Origin of the sequence: Roseivivax halodurans JCM 10272 (assembly GCF_000521785.1) — a bacterium.
Classification (GTDB): Bacteria; Pseudomonadota; Alphaproteobacteria; order Rhodobacterales; family Rhodobacteraceae; genus Roseivivax; species Roseivivax halodurans.
In genome coordinates this window covers 54,132-77,684 of sequence record NZ_JALZ01000010.1, presented here as the reverse complement: position 1 = coordinate 77,684, position 23,553 = coordinate 54,132, and the positions used below count along the sequence as shown (strand labels likewise).

The window sequence follows — 23,553 nt, the reverse complement described above, 5'->3', positions numbered from 1 at the left end:
CAGAGTGCTGCACCAATCCGAAGCGCGCAGCCATCTTTCAGCTCATCGCCGCCATCAGCTCGCGCCCGACGAGCATGCGCCGGATCTCGGACGTGCCCGCGCCGATCTCCATCAGCTTGGCGTCGCGGAAGAGCCGCGCGACGGGGGCGTCGTTCATGAACCCGGCACCGCCCATCGCCTGCACCGCCTGATGCGCCTGCACCATCGCCTGCTCGGAGGCGTAGAGGCAGCAGGCGGCGGCGTCCTGCCGGGTCACGCGGCCCGCATCGCAGGCCTTGGCGACCTCGTAGACATAGGCGCGCGCAGAGTTCATCGCGGTGTACATGTCCGCGATCTTGCCCTGCATGAGCTGGAAGGACCCGATCGGCTTTCCGAACTGCTTTCGTTCGGCAAGGTAGGGCATGACCTCGTCCATGCAGGCGGCCATGATGCCGAGACCGATGCCGGCGAGCACGACTCTCTCGTAATCGAGGCCGGACATCAGGACCTTCACGCCACGCCCCTCCTCGCCGAGGATGTTCTCGAACGGGACCTCGACATCCTCGAAGATCAACTCGGCCGTGTTCGAGCCGCGCATGCCGAGCTTGTCGAAATGCGGCGAGGTCGAAAAACCGGTCATCGTCTTCTCGATGAGGAAGGCGGTGATCCCCTTCGAGCCCGCCTCCTTGTCGGTCTTGGCGTAGACCACCAGCGTGTCGGCGTCGGGGCCGTTTGTGATCCAGTACTTGGTTCCGGTCAGGCGGAAGTGATCGTTGCGCTTTTCGGCCGCGAGGGACATCGACACGACGTCGGAGCCGGCGCCCGCCTCGGACATCGCGAGCGCGCCGACGTTCTCTCCCGAGACGAGGCCGGGGAGGTACTTCTTGCGCTGCTCGTCCGAGCCGTTGAGCTTGATCTGGTTCACGCAGAGGTTGGAATGCGCCCCGTAGGAGAGCGACACGCTAGCCGAGGCGCGCGCCACCTCCTCGACCGCGACGACATGGGCGAGATATCCCATGCCGGAGCCGCCGTATTCCTCGCCGACCGTGATGCCGAGAAGGCCAAGCTCTCCCATCTCGCGCCAGAGCTCGTTCGGAAAGGCGTTCGAGGCGTCGATCTCGGCGGCCATGGGCTTCAGCCGGTCCTGCGACCAGCGATGCACCATCTCGCGCAGGGCACCGACGTCCTCGCCGAGGTCGAATGTCATGGTGGCGTCGAACACGTGCTCCTCCCCTAGCAATGCTCTCCCGCTTTTAGGGCTATCCCCCGGCGTCACCCGCTGCAACCGGAACCACGCGTAAGAGGGCGGCGTTCGCCGGTCAGACACCGACAGCAAATCGGACAGAAAAGGATAGCCAGTCATGGCAAGCGATCTGAAAGAGACCTTCTGGAACCGCATGGACAAGGTCACCGCGGGGCTTCTCTCGGCCGACAGCGAGCGCCCGATCCCGATGGCACCGCAGGTCGACCGCGAGAACAAGGCGATCTGGTTCATCACCGCGAAGGGCTCGGCCGCCGACCGCGCATCGCAATCGGGCGGCGAGGCGCGCTTCGACGTCGCCGACACCAAGGCGGGCCTCTACGCGGTCATCGAGGGCAAGCTCGATCACGGCTCGGACGAGAAGCTCGACGAGATCTGGAACGCCTTCGCCGGCGCGTGGTTCGAGGACGGCAAGGACGACGAGGCCGTGGAGCTGGTGAAGTTCACCCCCCATTCGGCCGAGGTCTGGGCGACCGAGAATTCCGTCGCATTCCTGTGGGAAGTGGCGAAGGCCAACTTCACCAAGCAGACCGCCGAGGGCGGCGAACACGGACGCGTCGCGTTCTGATCGAGGCTTGATCGACGTATCGAAGGCGCGGTCCCGCGGGGCCGCGCCTTTTTTCATACCGCTGGGCGGACGCCCCTGACCTCTTCGGCGATGATGCGGGAGATGAGCCTGCAATCCTCGACGTCGAAGGTGAGCGGCAGGCGCATGTCGAGCAGTCCTGCGAGCACGCGGTCGGTCCGCGGCATCGGAACGCTCGGCGCGTAGCGCCATGCGCCGTAGCGCGAGGTGAAGCCCGCCGGCTCCTCGGGGCCGAACCATTTCAGCTCGACGCCGCGCGCGGCGCAGCGCGCGACCACCTCCGCGACGGTCGGCTCGGGCCAATCGAGCAGCAGGAACTGGAAGGACGAGCCGACGAAATCCTCCGCCTCGGGGCGCTGGACGAGGGTGAGGCCCGGCACACCCCAGAGGCCCGCCTCCATGGCACGGTAAAGCTCGGCCCAGCGTTCGGACCGGTCCGAAAGCCTCGACAGCTGCGGGCGCAGGATCGCCGCACGAAGGTTGTCCATCCGCCCCGACACGTTCGGGACGTGCCAGCGCAGCCGATCGAAGGCCGCGGCAGGCGGTGCAGCCGCGTGGCGCTCGTAGAGCATGTAGGAGCCCGAGAGCAGGATCGACCGGGCGGCGATCTCCTCGTCGTCGGTGACCAGAAGCCCGCCCTCGCCCGAATTGGCGTGCTTGTAGGTCTGTGTCGAATAGCACCCCACCAGCCCGTGCCGCCCCGAGGGAACGCCGCGCCAGCGGGCGCCCATGGTGTGGGCGCAATCCTCGATCACCGTCACACCCGCCTCGCGGCAGATCGCCATGAGCCGGTCCATGTCGCAGATATGCCCGCGCATGTGGCTGAGCATCAGCACGTCCGCCGCGGCGGCCTTCTCCGCGAGATCATCGAGGTCTATCACCAGATCCTCGGTCACGCCGACGAAGACCGGCTCCGCCCCGAGCGAGGCGATCGCGCCCGGCACAGGCGCTAGGGTGAAGGCGTTGGTCAGGACCCTGTCGTCCGGAGCGACGCCCACGGCGCGCAGAGCGCAGGCGAGCGCGTAGCCCCCCGAGGCGACGGCAAGACAGTAGCGCGCGCCGGTCATCGCCGCGAAATCCTGCTCCAGCAGCGCGGTTTCGCCCAGCTCGCCCTCGGAAAGGTTGTAGCGGTGCAGGCGCCCGTGGCGCATCACCGCGACCGCGGCCTCGATGCCGTCCTCGGGGATCGGCTCCTGCTGGGTGAAGCTGCCCTCGAAGCGCTCGGTCATCAGGTGATCAGGCGGTCGACCGTCGCGCCAAGCTCGTCGTAATGGCCGATGATCGCCTCGGGCTCGTGGCGAGAGACGTCGCGGCCTTCAGGGCCGAAGCCGACGAGGATGCAGGGACGCGAGACGGCGCGGGCCGTCGCGCGGTCGGTCTCGGTATCCCCGACGATGAGCGACCGGTCCATGGCGCCGCCGACGCGCTCCACCGCGATACGGTAGGGCGCGGGGTCGGGTTTGCGCTCCGGCAGGGTGTCGGCTCCGATGAGGGCCCCGAAGAGGTCCCGGATCCCAAGCCGCGCGGTCAGCGTCTCGGCCAGCCCCTCGGGCTTGTTCGTGCAGATCGCGACCTGGGTGCCGGCGCTGCGCAGCGTCTCGACCGCCGCCACCGCGCCGGGATAGAGCGTCGTGTGCACGTCGATCGCCGCGCCGTAGGCCTCGAGAAGCTCGGGATACCAGCGATCGACCGCGTCCTCGTCCGGCTCGCCCATGCGCTCGAGCCCGAGGCGCAGCATCGCGCGCCCGCCGCGGAAGGCGGTCGCGGCATCCTCGTCGGGATCGAGCCGCACGTCGCTTCCCATCTCGGCCAGACAATGGTTGGCCGCCGCGATCAGGTCACCGCTGGTATCGGCCAGCGTGCCGTCGAGATCGAAGATCACGCAGCGCATCGCCGCCTCCCCCGCCCGTTTCATGCAACATGACAGCGTCGGAAACCCTAAGTGATGGCGCGCCCGCTTGTCCTGAGATGCCACGTGGTTAAAACGGCGGCGCAGGAAACACAAAGAGATATCGCATGAGCATCGCCCTGGTCGTTCTGGCCGCCGGCAAAGGCACCCGCATGGAGTCGGACCGGCCCAAGGTCCTCCACAAGATCGGCGGCGCGCCGATGCTGCTGCACGCGCTGGCGACGGGGGCCTCCCTCTCGCCCGAGCGCGTCGTGGTGGTCGCCGGCCACGGCGCCGACGCGGTCACCAAGGCCGCGCAGGACTACGACCCCGACGCCGAGGTCGTGATCCAGTCCGAGCAGCTCGGCACGGCTCATGCGGTCGCGCAGGCAAGGGATGTGCTCGAGGACTTCGACGGCGACGTCATCGTGCTCTACGGCGACACGCCCTTCATCAGCCACGACACGCTCGAGGAGATGGCCCGCGCCCGCGCGCGGCACGACATCGTCGTGCTCGGGTTCGAGGCGGCGGATCCCGCGCGTTACGGACGGCTCGTGATGGAGGGCGACAGTCTTGCCCGCATCGTCGAATACAAGGACGCGACCGAGGAAGAACGCGCCATAACTCTCTGCAATTCCGGCGTTCTGGCGGCAGACGCGCGGACGCTCTTCCGACTGATCGGAGAGGTCGGCAACGAAAACGCGAGCGGCGAGTACTACCTGCCAGACGTCGTGGCGCTCGGGGCAAGCCAGGGGCTTTCGGCCACGGCCGTGGCCTGCGACGAGGCCGAAACGCAGGGCATCAACTCGCGCCCCGAGCTCGCCCGCGCCGAGGCCGCGTTCCAGATCCGCGCCCGCGCGCAGCTGATGGCGGACGGCGTGACGCTGCAGGCGCCCGAGACGGTGTTCCTGAGCTTCGACACGGTCCTCGGCCGCGACACCGAGATCGAGCCGCATGTCGTCTTCGGCCCCGGCGTCACCGTCGAGAGCGGCGCCCGCATCCGCGCCTTCAGCCATCTCGAGGGCTGCCACGTCAGCACCGGCGGCGTGGTCGGACCCTATGCGCGCCTCCGGCCCGGGGCGGAGCTGTCGGAGGATGTCCACGTCGGCAACTTCGTCGAGGTCAAGAACGCGCACCTCTCGGCGGGCGTGAAGGCCAACCACCTGAGCTATATCGGCGATGCCGAGATCGGCGAAGGGGTCAATATCGGCGCAGGCACCATCACCTGCAATTACGACGGCGTCTTCAAGCACCGGACGGAAATCGGTGACGGCGCCTTCATCGGGTCGAACACGATGCTGGTCGCCCCGGTGAAGATCGGCGCGGGCGCGCTCACGGGAAGCGGGTCCGTCATCACCGAGGACGTGCCCGACGGTGCGCTTGCCTTGGGCAGGGCGGCCCAGATCACCAAGGAGGGCCGCGGCGCGAAGCTCTTCGAGATGCTCAAGGCCCGCAAGGCCAACCAGACCAAAGGCGACTGATCATGTGCGGAATTGTTGGGGTGCTCGGCACCCACGAAGTGGCCCCGACCCTGGTCGAGGCGCTGCGCCGGCTGGAATATCGCGGTTACGACAGCGCGGGGATCGCCACGGTGAACGAGGGCCATCTCGACCGCCGCCGCGCGGTCGGCAAGCTCGCGAACCTCTCTGACCTCCTCGTGCACCAGCCGCTCGCGGGCAAGGCCGGGATCGGGCACACCCGCTGGGCGACGCACGGCGCACCGACCGAGGTCAACGCCCACCCCCACAAGGCCGGGCCCGTCGCGGTCGTCCACAACGGGATCATCGAGAACTACAAGGCCCTGCGCGAGGAGCTTCGCGGCATGGGCGCGGAGTTCGAGACCCAGACCGACACCGAGACCGTGGCGCTACTGACCCAGTACTACCTGGCCGAGGGCTTCGCGCCAGCCGAGGCCGCCCTGAAGACGCTTTCGCGACTCGAAGGCGCCTTTGCGCTGGTCTTCCTCTTCGACGGCGAGGACAACTTGATGGTCGCCGCCCGCAAGGGCAGCCCACTCGCCATCGGACACGGCGACGGCGAGGTCTACGTCGGCTCGGACGCCATCGCGCTCGCCCCCCTTACCGACACGATCACGTATCTCGAGGAAGGCGACCGGGCGATCCTGACCCGCACCAGCATCGAGATCCGCGACGCGGACGGCCATTCGGTCGATCGCCCCGCAAAGACCGTCTCGATCGACGCCGCGCGCGTCGACAAGTCCGGCTACAAGCACTTCATGGCCAAGGAGATCTGGGAACAGCCGACGGTCCTTGCCGACGCGCTCTCGGCCTATCTCGACGGCGACGACATCGTGCTGCCCGAGGGGCTGGATTTCTCCGAGACCGATCGGGTCACGATGGTCGCCTGCGGCACCGCGTATTTCGCCTGCCTGACCGCGAAATACTGGTTCGAGACCATCGCGGGCCTCCCGGTCGAGACAGACGTCGCCTCGGAGTTCCGCTACCGCGAGCCCCCGATTCCGGACCGCTCGACCGCGCTCTTCGTCAGCCAGTCGGGCGAGACGGCTGATACGCTCGCCGCCCTGCGTTACTGCCGGGGAAAGGCGGACCGCATCCTGTCGGTGGTGAACGTCGCCGAAAGCTCCATCGCGCGGGAATCGGACATCGCCCTGCCGATCCATGCCGGGGTCGAGATCGGCGTCGCCTCGACCAAGGCCTTCACCTGTCAGCTCAACGTCCTCTACCTGCTGGCGCTGAAAGCAGCGTCGGATCGCGGCCGGATGACGTCCGAAGAGTTGGCGACGGCCCTCGCGGAACTCCGCGCCCTGCCGGGCGTCTTCAACGCGGCGCTCGACCGCGATGCCAGCGTGGCCGAGGCCGCCCGCGCCATGGCCGAGGCACGCGACGTGCTCTTCCTCGGCCGGGGCCTTATGTATCCCCTCGCCCACGAGGGCGCACTGAAGCTCAAGGAAATCAGCTACATCCACGCCGAAGCCTATGCGTCGGGCGAGCTCAAGCACGGCCCCATCGCGCTGATCGACAAGGCGGTGCCGGTGGTCGTCATGGCGCCGAACGACCACCTCTTCGACAAGACCGTGTCGAACATGCAGGAGGTCATGGCCCGCGGCGGGCAGGTGCTGCTGATAACCGATGCCACCGGGGCCGAGGCCGCGGGCGAAGACGTCTGGCGGACCGTGATCCTGCCCGAGGTCTCCCCCCGCCTCACGCCGCTCCTCTACGCCCTTCCCGCGCAGCTGCTCGCCTATCACGCGGCGATCGCGAAGGGCACGGACGTGGACCAGCCGAGAAACCTCGCCAAGTCCGTGACCGTGGAGTGAGGGGGCGTCAGCCCCCCGCGTAGACTTCCAGCGTCGGCAGGTCGGTGAGCGGCGCCTCGATGAGGCGCATCGCCGCCAGCGAGATGCGGCTGCCGGCGCCGGGCTCTCCCGGGATCGGGCGGAGCGTCACGCTCGCCGACTCGCCGGTCTCGGGATAGACCACCCGCCCCTCGGTTTCGGCATCGACCAGTGGCGTCTCGAGCCAGAAGCCCTGCGACGCGGGATCGCCGAGCGATGCCACCGTCGTGCCGAGGCTCGTCTCGCCGCCGATCGGCGCGGGCGCCGCCGCTTCCTGCCGCTCCGCCTCCGTCGTCAGGTCGAAATCATCGACCGAGTTGGCGTTGGCGTCAGGAAACCGCTCTTCGATCGGCTGTTGCGGCGCGGGCTGCGCGGAAGGGACCGGCGCGTCGGCGCCCCGGGTGTCGGAGGGCGCGGGCATCTGCGTGCAGGCGCCGAGCGAAATGGCGGTGCCGAGAAGGAGGGCGGAGCGAAGTTGCATGGGTGGTACCTTTGTCGTGACAGTCGTCTTGCCCGCGATCCTTGCCGAGATGGTCGGGAATTACTAGCTTTGACACATGGATACGCCGCTCATCGACCCCTTCGCCCGCCCGATCAACTACCTGCGGGTCTCGGTCACCGACCGCTGCGACTTCCGCTGTGTCTATTGCATGTCCGAAAACATGACGTTCCTGCCCAAGAAGGAACTGCTGACGCTCGAGGAACTCGACCGCATGTGCTCGAGCTTCGTCCGCCTCGGGGTCGAGAAGCTGCGAATCACCGGCGGCGAGCCGCTCGTGCGCCGGGACATCATGACCTTCTTCCGGTCGATGACCCGCCATCTCGACGCAGGCGCGTTGAAGGAACTGACGCTCACCACCAATGGCTCGCAGCTGTCGCGCTTCGCCGATGATCTCTATGCCGCCGGGGTGCGCCGGGTGAACGTCTCGCTCGACACGCTCAACGAGAAGAAGTTCGCCGACGTCACCCGCTGGGGCCGCCTGCCGCAGGTGCTGCGCGGGATCGACGCCGCCCAGGCCGCGGGGCTTCGGGTCAAGATCAACGCGGTCGCGCTCAAGGGCTTCAACGAGGACGAGCTTTTCTCGATCACCGAATGGTGCGCATCGCGCGACATCGATCTCACCTGGATCGAGGTCATGCCGATGGGCGATATCGGCAACGAGGACCGGATCGGCCAGTACTGGAAGCTCGACGACCTGCGGGCGCGCCTCGGGGAGCACTACACGCTCACCGATCTGCCCGAGCGCACCGGCGGTCCGGCGCGGTACGTCCGGCTCGAGGAGACGGGGCAGAAGATCGGCTTCATCACGCCGCTCACCCACAATTTCTGCGAAAGCTGCAACCGAGTGCGCCTCACCTGCACGGGCGAGCTCTTCATGTGCCTCGGACAGGAGGACAACGCCGACCTCCGCGCGCCGCTGCGCAACCACCCGCGCGACGACGGCCCGCTCGAGGACGCCATCCGCGCCGCGATCGCGCGCAAGCCCAAGGGCCACGATTTCGACTATTCGCGCCAGAGCGTCGACGGCCGCGTCTCGCGCCACATGAGCCATACCGGCGGCTGAGAGCGACCGATCGTGAGGGGCCAGACCCTCACACTCCCCGGGATATTTGGGTCAAGAAGAAGGCAAGCGCATTTGCTTCTTCTTGACCCAAATATCCTCGCCGAAGGCAGGCCCGACGGTCAGCCCAGGCGCATCTTCGGGGTATCGGCGGGCCGGCTGATCTCTCCCCCTCCCACCGCGACGCTGACGCCGGTCGTTGCGGGACAAGAGGTGGGCAGGCCCCGCATGACCCGCACCGCGAGAAAGGCGAAGGCCTGCGCCTCGAGCATGTCGCCGTCGAGACCGACCGCTTCGACGGGCTCGACCGGGCAGTCTAGACCAGCTCCGAGCATCGCCATCATCACCGGGTTCTTGCGTCCGCCTCCACAGACGAGCAGGCGGGAGGGCGGCGCCGGGCAATGCGCGATGGCACGCCGCACCGCCGCCACCGCCATCGCCGTCACGGTCGCCGCCGCATCCGCGTCGCCGAAATCGCGCACGAGGTCGCGCAGCCCCGGGAAATCGTCCCGGTCGAGGGATTTCGGCGGGCTCTTCCGGAAGTAGCTCTCCTCGAGGAAGCGCCCGAGAGCGCCCTCATCGACGCTGCCCTCGCCGGAGAGTGCGCCGTTCTCGTCGTAGGGAAGACCCTTTCGCTCCATCATCAGATCGTTGAGCGGTGCGTTCGCGGGCCCGGTGTCGAAGGCGAGGAGCGCGCCCTCATCCTCGGGCCGGGCCTTCGACGGGTCGATCCAGGTGATGTTGCCGACACCACCGAGATTGAGGAAGGCGAGCGGTTCGGCCGCGCCGAGGGATCTGGCGCAGGCGAAGTGGTAGAAGGGCGCAAGCGGCGCGCCCTCACCGCCGAAGCGCACGTCCGACGAGCGGAAATCCCAGACCACCGGCAGCCCGAGCGCCTCCGCGAGGGCCGCTCCATCTCCGAGCTGGTGCGTGCCCCGCCCGCGCGGCTCGTGCGCGAGCGTCTGGCCGTGAAAGCCCACGAGCTCCGCGCCCTCGAAACTCGAGAGCACATCGAGATGGACGCGATGCACGACCTCCGCCGCAGCGTCGAGATCGTCGCCCGGCCAGCGGCCGAGCGCGGCGCGCAAGATGGCCGTCTCGTCCGGCGCATAGGACCGGTAATCCGACGCGCCGGTCTCGAACACCGTCTCGCCGTCGGTCAGCACCATCGCCGCGTCGACGCCGTCGAGCGACGTGCCCGACATCGCGCCGAGCGCCCAGATCGCTTCGTTCCTGCTCATGTGTGCCTGCCTTGCCGTGAAAACCGGGATTGGATGTTGCCGTTTGCCGCTTTATAGCCGCGAGACCACCACTTCGCGAGGGTTCAGCGATGACCTACCATCCCAAATCGGATTTCATGCGCGTGATGATGGAGCGCGGCTATCTCGCCGATTGCACCGATTATCAGGGGCTCGACGAGGCGCTCTCCGCCGGGATGGTCACCGCCTATATCGGCTACGACGCGACCGCCAAGTCGCTGCATGTCGGGCATCTTCTGAACGTGATGATGCTGCGCTGGTTTCAGAAATGCGGCCACAAGCCGATCACGCTCATGGGCGGCGGCACCACCAAGGTGGGCGATCCGTCCTTCCGCTCGGACGAGCGCCCGCTGCTCGGGCCCGACCAGATCGCCGAGAACATCGAGGGCATGAAACAGGTCTTCGCCAAGTACCTGACCTACGAGAAGGGCGAGAACGGCGCGCTGATGCTCGACAACGCCGAGTGGCTGGACGGGCTCAACTACCTCGAGTTCCTGCGCGACATCGGGCGGCATTTCAGCGTGAACCGGATGCTGAGCTTCGAGAGCGTGAAGTCGCGGCTCGACCGGGAGCAGTCGCTGTCGTTCCTCGAGTTCAACTACATGATCCTGCAGGCCTACGACTTCCTCGAGCTCAACCGCCGCTATTCCTGCGTGCTGCAGATGGGCGGATCCGACCAATGGGGCAACATCGTCAACGGCATCGACCTGACCCGCCGGGTTCTCGACGCAGAGATCTTCGGTCTGACCTCGCCGCTCCTGACCACCTCGGACGGGCGCAAGATGGGCAAGTCCGCGGGCGGGGCCGTGTGGCTCAACTCCGACATGCTGAGCCCCTACGAGTTCTGGCAGTTCTGGCGCAACACGACCGACGCGGATGTGGGCCGGTTCCTCAAGCTCTATACCGAGCTCCCGGTCGAGGAATGCGAGCGGCTGGGCGCGCTCGGCGGGGCCGAGATCAACGAGGCCAAGGCCGTGCTCGCGAATGAGGTCACGGCGCTCTGCCACGGGCGGGAGGCGGCCGAGGCTGCGCAGGCGACCGCGCGCGAGGTCTTCGAGAAGGGCGGCGCTGGGGACGATCTTCCCACGGTCGAGCTCAGCCGGGACGAGGTCGCGGGTGGCATCTCGATCGTGCAGGTCTTGGTGCGCTCGGGGCTCGCGAAGTCCGGCAAGGAGGCCAAGCGGCTCATTTCGGACAACGGCGCGCGGATGGGCGACGAGGCGCTGACCGATCCCGGGCTCATGCTCGACGCCGGCGCGCTGCAATCGCCGGTGAAGCTCTCGGCAGGCAAGAAGCGGCACGCGCTCGTCAAGCTCGCGGAGTAATCGGTTCGCGGGCGGTCAGCCGCCCGCGAGCAGCCACCAGGCCAGCTCCCCGAGCGCGATCAGGGCGAAGGGCAGCGATAGCAGCATCGCGGCGAGGAGAGCTGCAGCGCGTGTCGGACGGGGTGGAGGAATCGTCTGCCTCATTCGCCGAAGTTTACTCGGTTTTAGGTTTCCGATCGGTCAATCGGGACCATGTCTCGCGCCCTGCAACAATCGGACGAATTCTTTCACGCCGCACGGGCTCTCGGCTGGCCGGTGGAGCGGGGCCGCGCGCCCTGCGGCACGTGCTGGATCGAGCAGCGGCGGCGCCTGCCCCTCTTCGGGCCCGTGCGGCTCATCTCGCGCGCGCCTGCCGGCACAGGATGGCTCGCCGCGGCGGCGCGTCCGGGACCGCTTCTTCTCAACGCAGAGGAAGGACGCGATGCGGATCTCTGGCGGGCGGGATTCTGGCCGATCCTGACGCCGGCGACCCTCGCCACCCTGCCGCTCGGCCCCGAGGCGCAGATGCGCGCGCGCCTCAGGCAGAAATGGCGCAACCGGCTCAATGCGGCGCAGCGCGCGGGGGTCACGGTGAAGGCAAGTGCGCTGCCCGCAGATCCCCGGCACTGGTTGCTTGCAGCGGAGGCCGAACAGGCACAGCGCCGCGGCTATCGCGGCTGGCCTGCGAGCCTTTGCGCCGCCTGGGCCGAGACCAGCGCCGGGGCGGCGCGGCTTTTCGTGGCCCATGGGGAGGGAGCGACCCTCGCGGGCGCGGTCGTGCTGCTGCACGGCAGCACCGCGACATGGCAGGTCGCGGTGTCCTTGCCGGAGGGTCGCAGGACGCACGCCATGAACGCGCTTCTCTGGGAGGCGATGTGCTGGGCGGCGGAGCAAGGCTACGACAGGCTCGACCTTGGAACGATCGAGACGAAGACCGCCGGGGGGCTTGCCGCGTTCAAGCTCGGCACCGGGGCCGAGCCTGTGCGCCTCGGCGGCACCTGGCTCCACCATCCGGTGCTGGCGCCGATGGCGCGGAGGGCGCCACCGGCCTGGGCGTGGCCGCAGGGCGAGCCGGGCTCCCCTGCCCCGGCGCGCCTCACTCGGTGACGCGCACCGCTTCCATGACGTCCGGCTGGCCGACGATCGCGCCGTTCTGCCCGGTGCCGCGCTTGATCGCGTCGACCACGTCCTGCCCGCCGGTCACCTCTCCCACGACGGTGTAGCTGCCGTCGAGATGCGGTGCGGGCGCGAGCATGATGAAGAACTGCGAATTGGCGCTGTCGGGCGATTGCGAGCGGGCCATGCCCACGGTGCCGGTCTCGAAGGACCGGTCCGAGAACTCGGCCGGCAGGTCCGGCTTGTCCGATCCGCCGCGTCCGGCCATGCGCATGTCGCCGCCGGCCTTTCCGAACTCGACGTCGCCGGTCTGGGCCATGAAGCCGTCGATCACCCGGTGGAAGACCACGTTGTCGTAGGCGCCGTCCTGGGCGAGCGTGGTGATCCGCTCGACATGCTCGGGGGCGACGTCCTCGAAGAGGTCGATGGCGATGGTGCCGTTTGCGCCCTCGCCCGCGACGTCGATCTCGATGCCCGTCGCGGCGGCGGGTCCGGCCGCCACGATCAGGCCTGCGACGACCAAGTTACGCATCGGCGGCGACCTTCACGCTGATCATGCGGTCGGGATTCTCCGGCGGCTCGCCGCGGGTGATCGCGTCGACATGCTCCATCCCCTCGATGACGCGGCCGTAGACGGTGTACTGGCCGTTCAGGAAGTGGTTGTCCTTGAAGCTGATGAAGAACTGCGAATTCGCCGAATTGGGGTTCTGGCTGCGCGCCGCGCCGAGCGTGCCGCGGTCGTGCGGCAGCTTCGAGAATTCCGCCGGCAGGTCCGGCATCGCCGAGCCGCCCGTCCCTGCGCGCCGCAGGTTGAAGTCGTTTTCCATGTTGCCGTGCGCGACGTCACCGGTCTGCGCCATGAAGCCGTCGATCACGCGGTGGAAGGCGACGTTGTCGTAGGCGCCGCTCCGCGCGAGATCCTTCATGCGCTCGCTGTGCTGCGGCGCGACGTCCGGCAGAAGCTCGATGACGACGGTGCCGTCCTTCAGCTCCATCAGGATGGTGTTCTCGGGGTCCTTGATCTCCGCCATGGCGGCTCTCCCTCTGTCATAAAGTCCCGCCCTAGGTAGAGGCGGGAACGCGGCACCACAAGGCAGGGTTTGTTGACGACGGCCCCGCAGCGGGCCATGCAAATGCCGAAACGGGAACGCAGGAGATGAATATGGCGTGGAAGACGCTCGACGACATGGATCTGGCAGGCAAGCGCGTGCTGACCCGCGTGGACATCAACGTGCCGGTCGAGGACGGCCGCGTGACCGACGCGACCCGGATCGAGCGCGTGGTTCCGACGATCAAGGACATCCTGTCGAAGGGCGGCAAGCCGATCCTGCTGGCCCATTTCGGCCGCCCCAAGGGCGAACGCGTGCCTGAGATGAGCCTCCAGCCGCTGATCCCCGCACTCGAGGAGGCCTTCGGCACCCGCGTCGTATTCGCCGCCGATTGCCGCGGCCCCTCGGCGCAGAGCGCGATCGAGGCGATGGGCGACGGCGAGGTCGTTCTGCTCGAGAACACCCGCTTCCATCCCGGGGAGGAGAAGAACGACGACGCTCTCGCCTCCGAGATGGCGGAACTCGGCGACATCTACTGCAACGACGCGTTTTCGGCGGCGCACCGGGCGCATGCCTCTACGGAAGCGCTGGCCCGCAAGCTGCCCTCCTGCGCGGGCCGGCTGATGGAAGCGGAGCTCTCGGCCCTCGAAAAGGCGCTCGGGGAGCCCAAGCGACCGGCGGTCGCCGTGGTCGGCGGCGCGAAGGTGTCGACCAAGCTCGACCTTCTGTCGAATCTCGTCACCCGCGTCGACACGCTGGTGATCGGCGGCGGCATGGCGAACACCTTCCTCGCCGCGCAGGGCCTCGACGTGGGCAAGTCGCTCTGCGAGCACGACATGACCGGCACCGCCTCCGAGATCGCGGAAAAGGCGGCCGAGGCCGGCTGCGAGATCCTGCTGCCGCGCGACGTGGTGGTCGCGCACCGCTTCGAGGCGGGCGCGCCGCACCAGATCGTCAAGACCGAGGACGTGCCGTCCGACGCGATGATCCTCGACACCGGACCCGACAGCGTCGCCCATATCAAGGAGGTGCTGGACCGGTCCGAGACGCTGATCTGGAACGGCCCGCTCGGCGCCTTCGAGATCAAGCCGTTCGACGAGGCGACCAACGCCGCCGCGGGATATGCCGCGGAACTCACGAAGGCGGGCAAGCTGATCTCCGTCGCGGGCGGCGGTGACACCGTCGCGGCGCTCAACAAGGCGGACGCGTCCGATCACTTCACCTATGTCTCGACGGCGGGCGGCGCCTTCCTCGAATGGATGGAGGGCAAGGACCTGCCGGGGGTTGCGGCGCTCGGGTAACACCCCCTCGCGCAAGGGATTCCCAAGCGCCGGGCGCTGTGGCATGGTCACGCCACAAGCGCCCGGTGCCAGAGGCGCGATCGAGGCAGAGCCATGAGCAATCGCAAGTCCCGCCCCGCCATCGGGGCGCTTATCTTCTTCTCCGGCTCCCTTGTGGTCGGCGGCTACTTCACCTTCGCCGCCGTGCAGGGAGATTACGGTCTCTTCCGCCGCGCCGAGATCGAGGTCGAGACCCGCGTGCTCCGCGAGGAGCTCGCCTCGCTCGAGGCCGACGTCGCACGGATGGAGAACCTCACCAAACGCCTCTCGGACGATTACCTCGATCTCGACCTTCTCGACGAACAGGCGCGCGACGTGCTGGGGCTGATCCGCTCGAACGAAGTAGTGGTGCGCTGAGCGCTTAGCGGTTCGCCCGCGCCAGCATCCCCACCGCGATCAGCCCGACCAAGATTACCAGCACCGCCGCCGGGGCCGCGCCGCCGAGATTCTCGAGGCTGGCCTGCTGGTGCACCCGGGTCGCCAGCGTCTCGTAGTTGAACGGCCGCAGGAGAAGCGTCGCGGGCAGTTCCTTCACGCAATCGACGAAGACGAGCAGCAGAGCCGAAGCGACGCTCGAGCGGATGAGCGGGTAATAGACCGCGCCGAGGACCTGCCCCTCGCTGCGTCCGAGCGAGCGCGCGGCGAGCGGCAGGTTCGGCGATACCCGCCCCATCGCCGCGTCCGCCGCACCCTGGGCGATGGCGAAGAACCGCACAAAATAGGCGAGCACCAGCGCGAAGGCAGATCCCGTCATCACGAGACCGATATCGACCCCGGTGGCGTTCTCGATCGCGTCCGCGACCGCGTTGTCGATGGCCGCGAGCGGGATCAGGATGCCGACGCCAAGCACCGCCCCCGGCGCGGCATAGCCGATCGAGGTGATCGGCATCAGCAGACGCGGCAGCCGCCGCCCCGAGAGGCGCACGCCGTAGACCATGAAGACACCGCCCGCGACCGTCACCGCCGCCGCGATGGCGCCCACCGTCATCGTGTGCAGGCCGGCGCGAACGAGCTGCGGATCGGTCCATTCTCCTGCGTTGTCGAAGGCATGTTCGAGGATCACCCCCACCGGGAGAACGAAGCCGAGGGCGAAGGGGAACCCGCAGGCCAGACAGGCCGCGAGCCCCGCCCGCCCCGTCAGCCGCTTGCGCAGCACCGGCCGGTGCCGGGTCGAGAGGTTGAAAAAGCGCATCCGTCGGCGCGAGGTGCGCTCGAGCGAGACCAGCAGCACTACCACGACGAGGATCACGCAGGCGATCTGCGCCGCGCCGCCCGCATTGCCCGATTGCAGCCAGACCGAGAAGATGCCGGTCGTCAGCGTCTGCACCGCGAAGTAATCCACGGTGCCGAAATCGTTGACCGCCTCCATCATCACGATGGCGACGCCCGCGGCGATGGCGGGCCGCGCGAGCGGCAGGCCGATCCGGCGGAACCGTGCAAAGGCGCCCGCGCCGAGCGACTGGGCCACCTCCTCGGCACTGCCCGACTGCTCGCGGAAGGCGTTGCGGGTGAGCAGGTAGACGTAGGGATAAAGCGCCGCGGACAGAACAACGATCGCCGCCCCCATCGAGCGGATCTGGGGGAACCAGTAGTCGCGCGCGCTCTGCCAGCCGAAGAGGTCGCGCAAGGCCGTCTGGACCGGTCCGGCGTATTCGAGGAAGTCGACCAGCGCGTAGGCCCCGACATAGGCGGGAATCGCCAGCGGTAGGAGCAGCAGCCATTCGAGCCAGCGCCGGCCCGGAAAATCGTAGCGCGCCACGAGCCAGGCCGCGCCCGTGCCCATGCAGGCGGTCATGAGGCCGGTCCCCGCCATCAGTACCGCGGTGTTGCCGAGATAGCGCGGCAGCGTCGTCGAGATGAGATGCGGCCAGATGTTCTCCTCGGGGAAGAACGCGAGGCCCAGCACCGACAGGATCGGCGCCAGCACCAGCGCCGCGATCAGGACCGCCCCCGCGGACCAGAGGTTCGGCCGGCGCCGGGGCGCAGGCTGGGAGGCAGGATCGCTCGCGCTGAGGGTCATGGGCACGTCCCTGAGGGTGGCACGGGGTTTGACGGAATGCGGGGGCTCTTATAGGTCCGCGGGGAAGCAATCTGAAGCCCCCGATGCCCGTCACATCTCACACCGGCGTCAGCGCCACGGATACCGAGCGGTCCTGGCCATGAAGGCCAAGGGCCTGCCCCGCAGCGTCGCGGAACTCCGTGCCCGTGTCGGCAAGGTGACGATGCGCGGCGGTGACGAGGTGGCACGGGCCCGCCGAATGCTCGACGTCTATCTCGAAACCGCCGCGACGCACGGGCTCGCCGTCGAGGACGTCGCGCGGGAGATCAAGTCGGGTCTTCCCGCGCTGCGTATCGGCGGGGCGGAACTGACGGCCCAGACGGACTCGGCTCCGGTGCGGCTGGCGGCCTGCGCGCCCGGCTGCGCCTTCTGCTGCATCCTCGCCGGGGACGAGGGTGCGGTCATCCTCGAGGCCGAGGCGCGGCGCCTGCACGAGGCGCTCGTGCCGCTTGCCGGGGCGCCGGACGGGCGGGCATGGCATTCTCGCGCCTGCCCCGCCCTCGATCCCGAGACGCGCATGTGCCGGGCTTACGACGCGCGTCCGATGATCTGCCGCACCTACGTCTCGCCCGATGCCGAAGCCTGCCGCCAGATCTCGGAAGGCACACCCGCCGCGGGTCCCGGAGTTCTCGGCGCGCAGAGGACGTACCTGACCGTGCAGGCGCTCGGCCGCGCCGGGCTGCAGGGCGCGGTCACGGTCCCGACCTACGCGCTCGCCCGGATCGCCGCCGCCGCGGTCGAGGGCCGGGATCTCGCGGCGGCGCTGCGCGAGGCGCGACACAAGCCGCGCACGCTCGAGGACGAGCGCGCGCGCCTGACCGGAGCCGCGACGGACTGACCCGCCTCGCCCGACCGAAGCGTCACGTTGGCCCGAGCGCGTCCGATCCGGGACACGCACCAGCGAACAGGCGAAAGTTTCCCTCCTCGGCCAAACCCGGTTCTCGGCTACCCCTTGAACGGCGCCGATCCGGGCGCAAGTCTGGGGCAGACCTGACAAGAGCGGCCCCATGCACAACAACGATCCCGAAGCCATGCCCATCCTGCACGCGCCCGCCCCCGAGGTGGCGCAGCGCGAGAAGCTGGAGGGCGGCAAGCGGTTCGTCATGCATACCGAATATTCGCCCGCCGGCGACCAGCCGACCGCGATCAAGGAGCTGTCGGAACAGGTGATGTCGGGCGAGCGCAATCAGGTGCTGCTCGGCGCGACGGGCACCGGCAAGACCTTCACCATGGGCAAGGTGATCGAGGCGACCCAGCGCCCCGCGATCATCCTCGCCCCGAACAAGACGCTGGCGGCCCAGCTCTACGGCGAATTCCGGCAGTTCTTCCCGGAGAACGCGGTCGAGTACTTCGTCAGCTACTACGATTACTACCAGCCCGAGGCCTACGTGCCGCGCTCGGACACGTATATCGAGAAGGAATCCCAGATCAACGAGCAGATCGACCGGATGCGCCACTCGGCCACCCGCGCGCTGCTCGAACGCGACGACGTGGTGATCGTGGCCTCGGTGTCGTGCATCTACGGCATCGGCTCGGTCGAGACCTACGGCGCGATGACGCAGGATCTCTTCGTCGGCAAGGAATACGACCAGCGCGCGGTCATGGCCGATCTCGTGGCGCAGCAATACAAGCGCAACGATCAGGGCTTCCAGCGCGGCAGCTTCCGGGTCCGCGGCGACGTGCTCGAGGTCTGGCCCGCTCACCTCGAGGACCGCGCCTGGCGCTTCAGCTTCTTCGGCGAGGAGCTCGAGGCGATCACCGAGTTCGATCCGCTGACGGGACAGAAATCCACCAGCTTCGACCGCATCCGGATCTACGCCAACTCGCACTACGTGACGCCCCGTCCGACGCTCAAGCAGGCGATCGAGAAGATCAAGACGGAGTTGCGCCAGCGGCTCGACATCCTCGTCGGCGAGGGCAAGCTGCTCGAGGCGCAGCGGCTCGAACAGCGCACCAACTTCGATCTCGAAATGCTCGAGGCGACTGGCACCTGCAACGGGATCGAGAACTACTCGCGCTACCTCACGGGCCGCGCGCCGGGCGAGCCGCCCCCGACGCTCTTCGAATTCATCCCCGACGAGGCCATCGTCTTCGCCGACGAGAGCCACGTCTCGGTCCCGCAGATCGGCGCGATGTACAAGGGAGACTACCGGCGCAAGTTCACGCTGGCCGAGCACGGCTTCCGCCTGCCCTCCTGCATGGACAACCGCCCGCTCAAGTTCGAGGAATGGGACGCGATGCGCCCGCAATCGATCTTCGTGTCGGCGACGCCGGCGAACTGGGAACTCGACCAGTCGGGCGGCGTCTTCACCGAGCAGGTCATCCGCCCCACCGGTCTTCTCGATCCGCAGGTCGAGATCCGCCCCGTCGAGACGCAGGTGGACGATCTCCTCGACGAGATCCGCAAAGTGGCGGCCGACGGCTACCGCGTGCTCTGCACCGTGCTCACCAAACGCATGGCCGAGGACCTGACCGAGTACCTGCACGAGCAGGGCATCCGCGTGCGCTACATGCATTCCGACATCGACACGATCGAGCGGATCGAGATCCTGCGCGACCTGCGCCTCGGCGCCTTCGACGTGCTCGTCGGCATCAACCTCCTGCGCGAGGGGCTCGACATACCCGAATGCGGTCTGGTCGCGATCCTCGACGCGGACAAGGAAGGCTTCCTGCGCTCCGAGACCTCGCTGATCCAGACCATCGGCCGCGCCGCGCGGAACGCCGAGGGCCGGGTGATCATGTATGCCGACCGCGTCACCGGTTCGATGGAGCGTGCCATCGGCGAGACCAACCGTCGCCGCGAGAAGCAGATCGCCTACAACGAGGAACACGGCATCACCCCCGAGACGATCCGCAAGAACGTCGAGGACGTGCTGGCGGGCGTCTATCAGGGCGACACCGACATGAACCGCGTCACCGCCAAGATCGAGCCCGCACACCAGGGCTCGAACATGCAGGCGGTGCTCGAGGGGCTGCGGACGGACATGCGCAAGGCCGCCGAGAACCTCGAATTCGAGGAGGCGGCGCGCCTGCGCGACGAGGTCAAGCGTCTCGAAGCCGTCGACCTCGCCGTCGCCGACGACCCCCTCGCCAGGCAGCAGGCGGTCGAGAAGGCCTCCGACGAGGCGACCAAGCGCTCCGGCCGCTCGACCGCGGGCCGACCGGGACAGCGTGGCGGCAATGTGCAGCGCCGGAAGAAGAAGTAGGCCGCTGCTCACTTGGCCGGGCGACGGAACGCGAGCCCCCCTCCATCGGTTTGTCGAAAAGCATACCCCGTACAGGAGGGCACATCATGGAATACGGAATTCTCGGACTTCTCGTCCTCATCCTCGACATCTACGCGATCTACAAGATCATCACCTCGGGCGCATCCACCGGCGCAAAGGTGCTCTGGGTCCTGCTGATCCTCATCCTGCCGCTGCTCGGCTTCATCGCCTGGCTCGTGGCGGGGCCCGGCGACAAGACGGTCAACCCCTGAGGCAAGGCGCCGGGGCCTGCGCGCCCCGGCGGTCTTCACCCCTCAGCGCAGGACGTGCACCGCGCAAGGGGCGTGACGAACCACGCGGCCCGCCGTGGAGCCGAGAAACCAGTCCTGCAGACCGGGCTTGTGCGAGCGGATCACGATCAGATCGAAGCCCTCGTCACGCGCCACGTCCACGATCTTGGACGCGGGAGAGCCGGTCACGGCAGAGACCTTCACCTCGGGTTTGTCGCGAAACGCCTCTTCGAGCTGCTTTTTCATCTCGCAACTGGATTTTTCGTAGACTTCGGCAGGCACCTCGGCCGCGACATAGAGCGGGATCATCTCCAGCACTGACATTGCCTCAATGACCGTATTCTCGCCCGCAAGTTGGCGCGCGACGGCGATGCTGTCTTCCACCGCCTCGATATGGTCGGGTGCGATCGGGATCAGTATCTTCTTGTACATGGCGATTACCTCCTGCCCCGACCTTGGGCGGGACAGGCAGGCATCGCATTGATTCATGTCATGTTTCGTTCGAAATCGCCGGGCTCCCGCAGCAAGGCCGGAGGCTCAGCCGCAGCGGACACCGGTGATCGTGCCGGCCTCGTCGACGTCGATGGTCAGCCGGTCGGCCCGGTACTCCATCGTGACGATCTCGCCGGGCCGGATCACCCGCTGCGGCAGCTCCGCGGGCAGGGTCACCGCCGCGAGCGGGCTGCCGACGAGGCTCTGGTAGCCGTCCGCCCCGCAGGCTGGCGCCGAGGGATTGGGCTCGGCCGCGGTGCAGGCCGCCAGCCCCGCGGCAAGGAGGATCAGGACGCGTCGCATGGCACTTCTCCGGACTTGGTCATTTCCGTCACGCTAGCGCCGCGGCGGGGCCCTGCCAAGGATCGACAGGGCCCGGAAAGCTGGTAAGCTCTTGGTCATGCGCCTGATCCCGATCGTCTTCCTCGCTCTCCTCGCCGCCTGCGCCACCCCGCTCGAGCGGTGCGTCTCGCAGGCCCGCGCCAGTCTCACCGCCGCCGAGAGCGAGCTGCGCGAGCTCGAACAGATTCTCGCCCGCGGCTACGCGATCGAGTACCGCACCCGCAGCTATCCGGTCTTCGTCACCTGCGTCGACGGCGACGGCGATCCCTACCCGTGTGTCCGCGAGCGCACCCAGCGTGTGCCGAAGCGCGTGCCGGTGAACCTCGTCCGCGTCGCCCAGCGCGCCGACGAGATCCGCGCCCGCCTGCCCGCGCTGCAGACCTCGGCCGATACCGGCGCCGCCCAGTGCCGCAACGTCTATGCCGACAGCCTTGCGGAGCAGCGCTGAGCGACCGGAGAGCCGCATGCCACACGACATTGCCGACCTGCGCGACCTCGCGCGGACACTTTACGAGGCCGCGATTGCCGCCGCCGATCCCGCGCGCGCCCTCGCCCGCGCCTGGGACAAGGCGCCCCCGGACAAAGCCACAGGCCGCACGGTCCTCATCGCCTTCGGCAAGGCCGCGCCGCAGATGATGCAGGCCGCGCTCGCGCGAGTGGAGGGTGCTGTCGACGCGCTCGCCGTCACACATCACGAGAACGAGATGGACGTGTCCGGCTCCAGGGTGATGCGCGCGGGTCATCCCGTCCCCGACGCCGCCGGCGCCGAGGCCGCGCAGGAGGTCATGCGCCGCCTCGACGCGGCCGGTCCGGACGACCGCGTGATCGCGCTCGTGTCGGGTGGCGGCTCGGCGCTCCTGCCCGCACCGGTGCCGCCCCTCACGCTCGCCGACAAGCAGGCGGTGAACGAGGTGCTCCTCGCGGGCGGGCTCGACATCGTCGGCACCAATCTCGTCCGGCAGCAGCTGTCCGAGTTGAAAGGCGGCGGGTTCCTGCGCCGCGCCGCACCCGCACCGGTGACCGCCTACATCCTCTCCGACGTGATCGGCGACGACCTGCGCGTCGTCGCCTCCGGCCCCACCTCCGAGCCCATCGGCACGCCCGAGGAAGCACGGCACCTGCTCGCCGAAGCGGGGCTCTGGGACCGTCTCCCGCAAGCCGCGAAGGACCGGCTCGAGAGCGCGACCCAAAAGGAGCCCGCGACGCCGGCGCGCAACCACCTCATCGGCTCGAACCGCGTCTCGCTCGAGGCGATGGAGGAAACCACGGAACGCGCAGGGTTCGCGGCCCGCATCGTCTCGGATCACCTGACCGGGGATGTGGGCGACGCGGCCCGTGAGGTGCTGACGCATCTCGCCACCCCGGATCGACCAACCGCGCTCCTCTTCGGAGGAGAGACCACCGTGCGCCTCTCGGGTTCGGGCAAAGGCGGCCGCAATCAGGAAATGGCCCTGCGCATCGCGCTCGCCGCACCGGACCACGACTGGCCGTGGGTCTTCCTCTCCGCCGGAACGGATGGGCGCGACGGGCCGACCGATGCCGCGGGCGGGATCGTCGACGGCGGGACGGCGGAGCGCATCCGCGCGGCAGGCGGCGACGCGGAGGCCCTCCTTGCCGACAACGACAGCTACCGGGCGCTCAGGCTCGCGGGGGACCTGCTGCAGGTCCCCGCCACCGGCACCAATGTCGCCGACGTGCAGGCGCTGCTCATGGTCCCGGGCCAGCAGTAGCGGGCCCTACCGCCGCCCCTCGAAGGTCCGAAGCGTCACGCCCGCATCCTTCAGCGCGTCCCGCACCGCGCGGGCGATCGCGAGGGCTGTCGTTCCGTCTCCGTGAAGGCAGATCGTGTCGACCGCCGCGCCGATCCGCGCGCCGCTCTCGGTCAGGATCGCCCCGGCCTCGACCATCCGCACCATGCGCTCGGCGGCCACGTCCGGCTCGTGGATCACCGCCCCCGGCTGCGAGCGGTCGACCAGCGTCGCATCGTCGTTATAGGCCCGGTCGGCAAAGATCTCTCCCGCCCAGAGGCAGCCGAGACCCCGCGCCGCCTCTTCCTGCTTCGTCCCCGCGAGCACCATCAAGATGAGGTCCGGATCGAGTTCGAGCGCCGCGTCATAGGCGCGCCTGGCCATCTCGGCGTCCTGCGAGGCCATGTTCGCCATCGCCCCGTGCAGCTTGAGGTGCCGGACCCGTCCGCCCGCGACCCGCGCCATGCCCTGCGCCGCGGCGACCTGATAGCGGACCATGTTGGCGAGCGTCCCGCCCGGAATGTCCATCTTCCGCCGCCCGAACCCCTGAAGGTCTGGAAAGCCGGGATGTGCCCCGATCCCGACACCGCGCTCGACCGCCCGCGCCATCGTCGCCGCCATCACGTCGGCGTCCCCGGCATGGAAGCCGCAGGCGATGTTGGCCGAGGTGATCACGTCGAGCAGCGCCTCGTCGTCGCCCATCTTCCAGGGCCCGAAGCTCTCGCCCATGTCGGCGTTGAGGTCCACGTGGTCCAC

The 23,553-nt window shown here is 68.5% G+C and carries 25 protein-coding genes; 13 read left to right on the top strand and 12 right to left on the bottom strand.

Annotated features, from left to right (window positions below; genetic code table 11):
- Positions 1–37 precede the first annotated feature (37 nt).
- Positions 38–1,201: an acyl-CoA dehydrogenase family protein gene (locus OCH239_RS11190; protein ID WP_037262456.1), complete on the bottom strand. Its 1,164-nt coding sequence runs from the start codon at positions 1,199–1,201 to the stop codon at positions 38–40.
- A gap of 139 nt (positions 1,202–1,340) precedes the next feature.
- Here OCH239_RS11190 and OCH239_RS11185 point away from each other — a divergent pair, with 139 nt between their 5' ends.
- The gene (locus tag OCH239_RS11185) at positions 1,341–1,808 is read left to right on the top strand and encodes a pyridoxamine 5'-phosphate oxidase family protein (RefSeq protein WP_037262454.1); all 468 of its coding nucleotides are present in this window, start codon (positions 1,341–1,343) and stop codon (positions 1,806–1,808) included.
- Positions 1,809–1,861: 53 nt separating this feature from the next.
- Here OCH239_RS11185 and OCH239_RS11180 read toward each other — a convergent pair whose 3' ends face one another.
- Together OCH239_RS11180 and OCH239_RS11175 are read right to left on the bottom strand one after the other, a co-directional pair.
- The gene (locus tag OCH239_RS11180; protein WP_037262452.1) at positions 1,862–3,055 is read right to left on the bottom strand and encodes a DegT/DnrJ/EryC1/StrS family aminotransferase; all 1,194 of its coding nucleotides are present in this window, start codon (positions 3,053–3,055) and stop codon (positions 1,862–1,864) included.
- Positions 3,055–3,717, bottom strand: coding sequence for an HAD-IA family hydrolase (locus OCH239_RS11175; RefSeq protein WP_037262450.1), 663 nt, complete (start codon positions 3,715–3,717; stop codon positions 3,055–3,057). The genes OCH239_RS11180 and OCH239_RS11175 overlap by 1 nt, the downstream gene beginning before the upstream one ends.
- Positions 3,718–3,842: 125 nt before the next feature.
- On the opposite strand from OCH239_RS11175, the gene glmU reads away from it, so the two are divergent.
- Entirely contained in the window at positions 3,843–5,195 is a 1,353-nt protein-coding gene (gene glmU / locus OCH239_RS11170; protein ID WP_037262448.1) for a bifunctional UDP-N-acetylglucosamine diphosphorylase/glucosamine-1-phosphate N-acetyltransferase GlmU, read from the top strand.
- 2 nt (positions 5,196–5,197) lie between these two features.
- Positions 5,198–7,012, top strand: a complete 1,815-nt coding sequence (glmS, locus tag OCH239_RS11165; protein WP_037262446.1) for a glutamine--fructose-6-phosphate transaminase (isomerizing) — start codon at positions 5,198–5,200, stop codon at positions 7,010–7,012.
- Positions 7,013–7,019: 7 nt separating this feature from the next.
- On the opposite strand, the gene OCH239_RS11160 is transcribed toward glmS, so the two are convergent.
- Positions 7,020–7,511, bottom strand: a complete 492-nt coding sequence (locus tag OCH239_RS11160; RefSeq protein WP_037262445.1) for a hypothetical protein — start codon at positions 7,509–7,511, stop codon at positions 7,020–7,022.
- Positions 7,512–7,587: 76 nt separating this feature from the next.
- Here OCH239_RS11160 and moaA point away from each other — a divergent pair, with 76 nt between their 5' ends.
- Positions 7,588–8,595, top strand: coding sequence for a GTP 3',8-cyclase MoaA (gene moaA / locus OCH239_RS11155; protein WP_037262443.1), 1,008 nt, complete (start codon positions 7,588–7,590; stop codon positions 8,593–8,595).
- Positions 8,596–8,714: 119 nt separating this feature from the next.
- Here moaA and OCH239_RS11150 read toward each other — a convergent pair whose 3' ends face one another.
- Positions 8,715–9,833: an anhydro-N-acetylmuramic acid kinase gene (locus OCH239_RS11150; RefSeq protein ID WP_037262442.1), complete on the bottom strand. Its 1,119-nt coding sequence runs from the start codon at positions 9,831–9,833 to the stop codon at positions 8,715–8,717.
- 89 nt (positions 9,834–9,922) lie between these two features.
- On the opposite strand from OCH239_RS11150, the gene tyrS reads away from it, so the two are divergent.
- Complete coding sequence (gene tyrS / locus OCH239_RS11145) at positions 9,923–11,176, top strand: tyrosine--tRNA ligase (RefSeq protein ID WP_037262441.1); 1,254 nt, start codon at positions 9,923–9,925, stop codon at positions 11,174–11,176.
- A 15-nt stretch (positions 11,177–11,191) separates the two neighbouring features.
- On the opposite strand, the gene OCH239_RS23740 is transcribed toward tyrS, so the two are convergent.
- On the bottom strand, positions 11,192–11,320 hold the full coding sequence (locus tag OCH239_RS23740) for a hypothetical protein (RefSeq protein ID WP_280110839.1): 129 nt from the start codon (positions 11,318–11,320) through the stop codon (positions 11,192–11,194).
- Between the two features lie 48 nt (positions 11,321–11,368).
- On the opposite strand from OCH239_RS23740, the gene OCH239_RS11140 reads away from it, so the two are divergent.
- Positions 11,369–12,262 (top strand): GNAT family N-acetyltransferase, encoded by an 894-nt coding sequence (locus OCH239_RS11140; RefSeq protein ID WP_084782372.1) that lies wholly within the window; start codon positions 11,369–11,371, stop codon positions 12,260–12,262.
- Here OCH239_RS11140 and OCH239_RS11135 read toward each other — a convergent pair.
- The gene (locus tag OCH239_RS11135; RefSeq protein WP_037262440.1) at positions 12,252–12,803 is read right to left on the bottom strand and encodes a peptidylprolyl isomerase; all 552 of its coding nucleotides are present in this window, start codon (positions 12,801–12,803) and stop codon (positions 12,252–12,254) included. The two genes, OCH239_RS11140 and OCH239_RS11135, sit on opposite strands and share 11 nt — an antisense overlap.
- Positions 12,796–13,302 carry a peptidylprolyl isomerase gene (locus tag OCH239_RS11130; RefSeq protein ID WP_037262439.1) on the bottom strand — a complete coding sequence of 169 codons (507 nt, stop codon included), beginning with the start codon at positions 13,300–13,302 and terminating at the stop codon, positions 12,796–12,798. Before OCH239_RS11130 ends, OCH239_RS11135 begins: the two co-directional genes overlap by 8 nt.
- A 131-nt stretch (positions 13,303–13,433) precedes the next feature.
- Between OCH239_RS11130 and OCH239_RS11125 the strand changes: the two genes are divergently transcribed.
- The gene (locus OCH239_RS11125; protein ID WP_037262438.1) at positions 13,434–14,621 is read left to right on the top strand and encodes a phosphoglycerate kinase; all 1,188 of its coding nucleotides are present in this window, start codon (positions 13,434–13,436) and stop codon (positions 14,619–14,621) included.
- Between the two features lie 93 nt (positions 14,622–14,714).
- Complete coding sequence (locus OCH239_RS11120) at positions 14,715–15,017, top strand: FtsB family cell division protein (protein WP_037262437.1); 303 nt, start codon at positions 14,715–14,717, stop codon at positions 15,015–15,017.
- 4 nt (positions 15,018–15,021) lie between these two features.
- Here the strand turns inward: OCH239_RS11120 and OCH239_RS11115 are convergent, their stop codons facing one another.
- The gene (locus OCH239_RS11115; RefSeq protein WP_037262436.1) at positions 15,022–16,680 is read right to left on the bottom strand and encodes an ABC transporter permease; all 1,659 of its coding nucleotides are present in this window, start codon (positions 16,678–16,680) and stop codon (positions 15,022–15,024) included.
- A gap of 139 nt (positions 16,681–16,819) precedes the next feature.
- On the opposite strand from OCH239_RS11115, the gene OCH239_RS11110 reads away from it, so the two are divergent.
- From OCH239_RS11110 to OCH239_RS11100, 3 genes are all read left to right on the top strand, one after another.
- On the top strand, positions 16,820–17,557 hold the full coding sequence (locus tag OCH239_RS11110) for a YkgJ family cysteine cluster protein (protein ID WP_037262435.1): 738 nt from the start codon (positions 16,820–16,822) through the stop codon (positions 17,555–17,557).
- Positions 17,558–17,726: 169 nt separating this feature from the next.
- Positions 17,727–19,925: an excinuclease ABC subunit UvrB gene (uvrB, locus tag OCH239_RS11105; protein ID WP_037262433.1), complete on the top strand. Its 2,199-nt coding sequence runs from the start codon at positions 17,727–17,729 to the stop codon at positions 19,923–19,925.
- Between the two features lie 86 nt (positions 19,926–20,011).
- Entirely contained in the window at positions 20,012–20,197 is a 186-nt protein-coding gene (locus OCH239_RS11100) for a PLDc N-terminal domain-containing protein (RefSeq protein WP_037262431.1), read from the top strand.
- Positions 20,198–20,239: 42 nt separating this feature from the next.
- Here the strand turns inward: OCH239_RS11100 and OCH239_RS11095 are convergent, their stop codons facing one another.
- Together OCH239_RS11095 and OCH239_RS11090 are read right to left on the bottom strand one after the other, a co-directional pair.
- Positions 20,240–20,647, bottom strand: coding sequence for a universal stress protein (locus OCH239_RS11095; protein ID WP_037262429.1), 408 nt, complete (start codon positions 20,645–20,647; stop codon positions 20,240–20,242).
- A gap of 105 nt (positions 20,648–20,752) precedes the next feature.
- Positions 20,753–21,010 (bottom strand): I78 family peptidase inhibitor, encoded by a 258-nt coding sequence (locus OCH239_RS11090; RefSeq protein WP_037262426.1) that lies wholly within the window; start codon positions 21,008–21,010, stop codon positions 20,753–20,755.
- A gap of 97 nt (positions 21,011–21,107) precedes the next feature.
- Between OCH239_RS11090 and OCH239_RS11085 the strand changes: the two genes are divergently transcribed.
- Positions 21,108–21,497 (top strand): hypothetical protein, encoded by a 390-nt coding sequence (locus tag OCH239_RS11085; RefSeq protein ID WP_037262424.1) that lies wholly within the window; start codon positions 21,108–21,110, stop codon positions 21,495–21,497.
- A 16-nt stretch (positions 21,498–21,513) separates the two neighbouring features.
- The gene (locus tag OCH239_RS11080; RefSeq protein WP_037262422.1) at positions 21,514–22,779 is read left to right on the top strand and encodes a glycerate kinase type-2 family protein; all 1,266 of its coding nucleotides are present in this window, start codon (positions 21,514–21,516) and stop codon (positions 22,777–22,779) included.
- 6 nt (positions 22,780–22,785) lie between these two features.
- On the opposite strand, the gene OCH239_RS11075 is transcribed toward OCH239_RS11080, so the two are convergent.
- The gene (locus OCH239_RS11075; protein ID WP_157577852.1) at positions 22,786–23,553 is read right to left on the bottom strand and encodes a LamB/YcsF family protein; all 768 of its coding nucleotides are present in this window, start codon (positions 23,551–23,553) and stop codon (positions 22,786–22,788) included.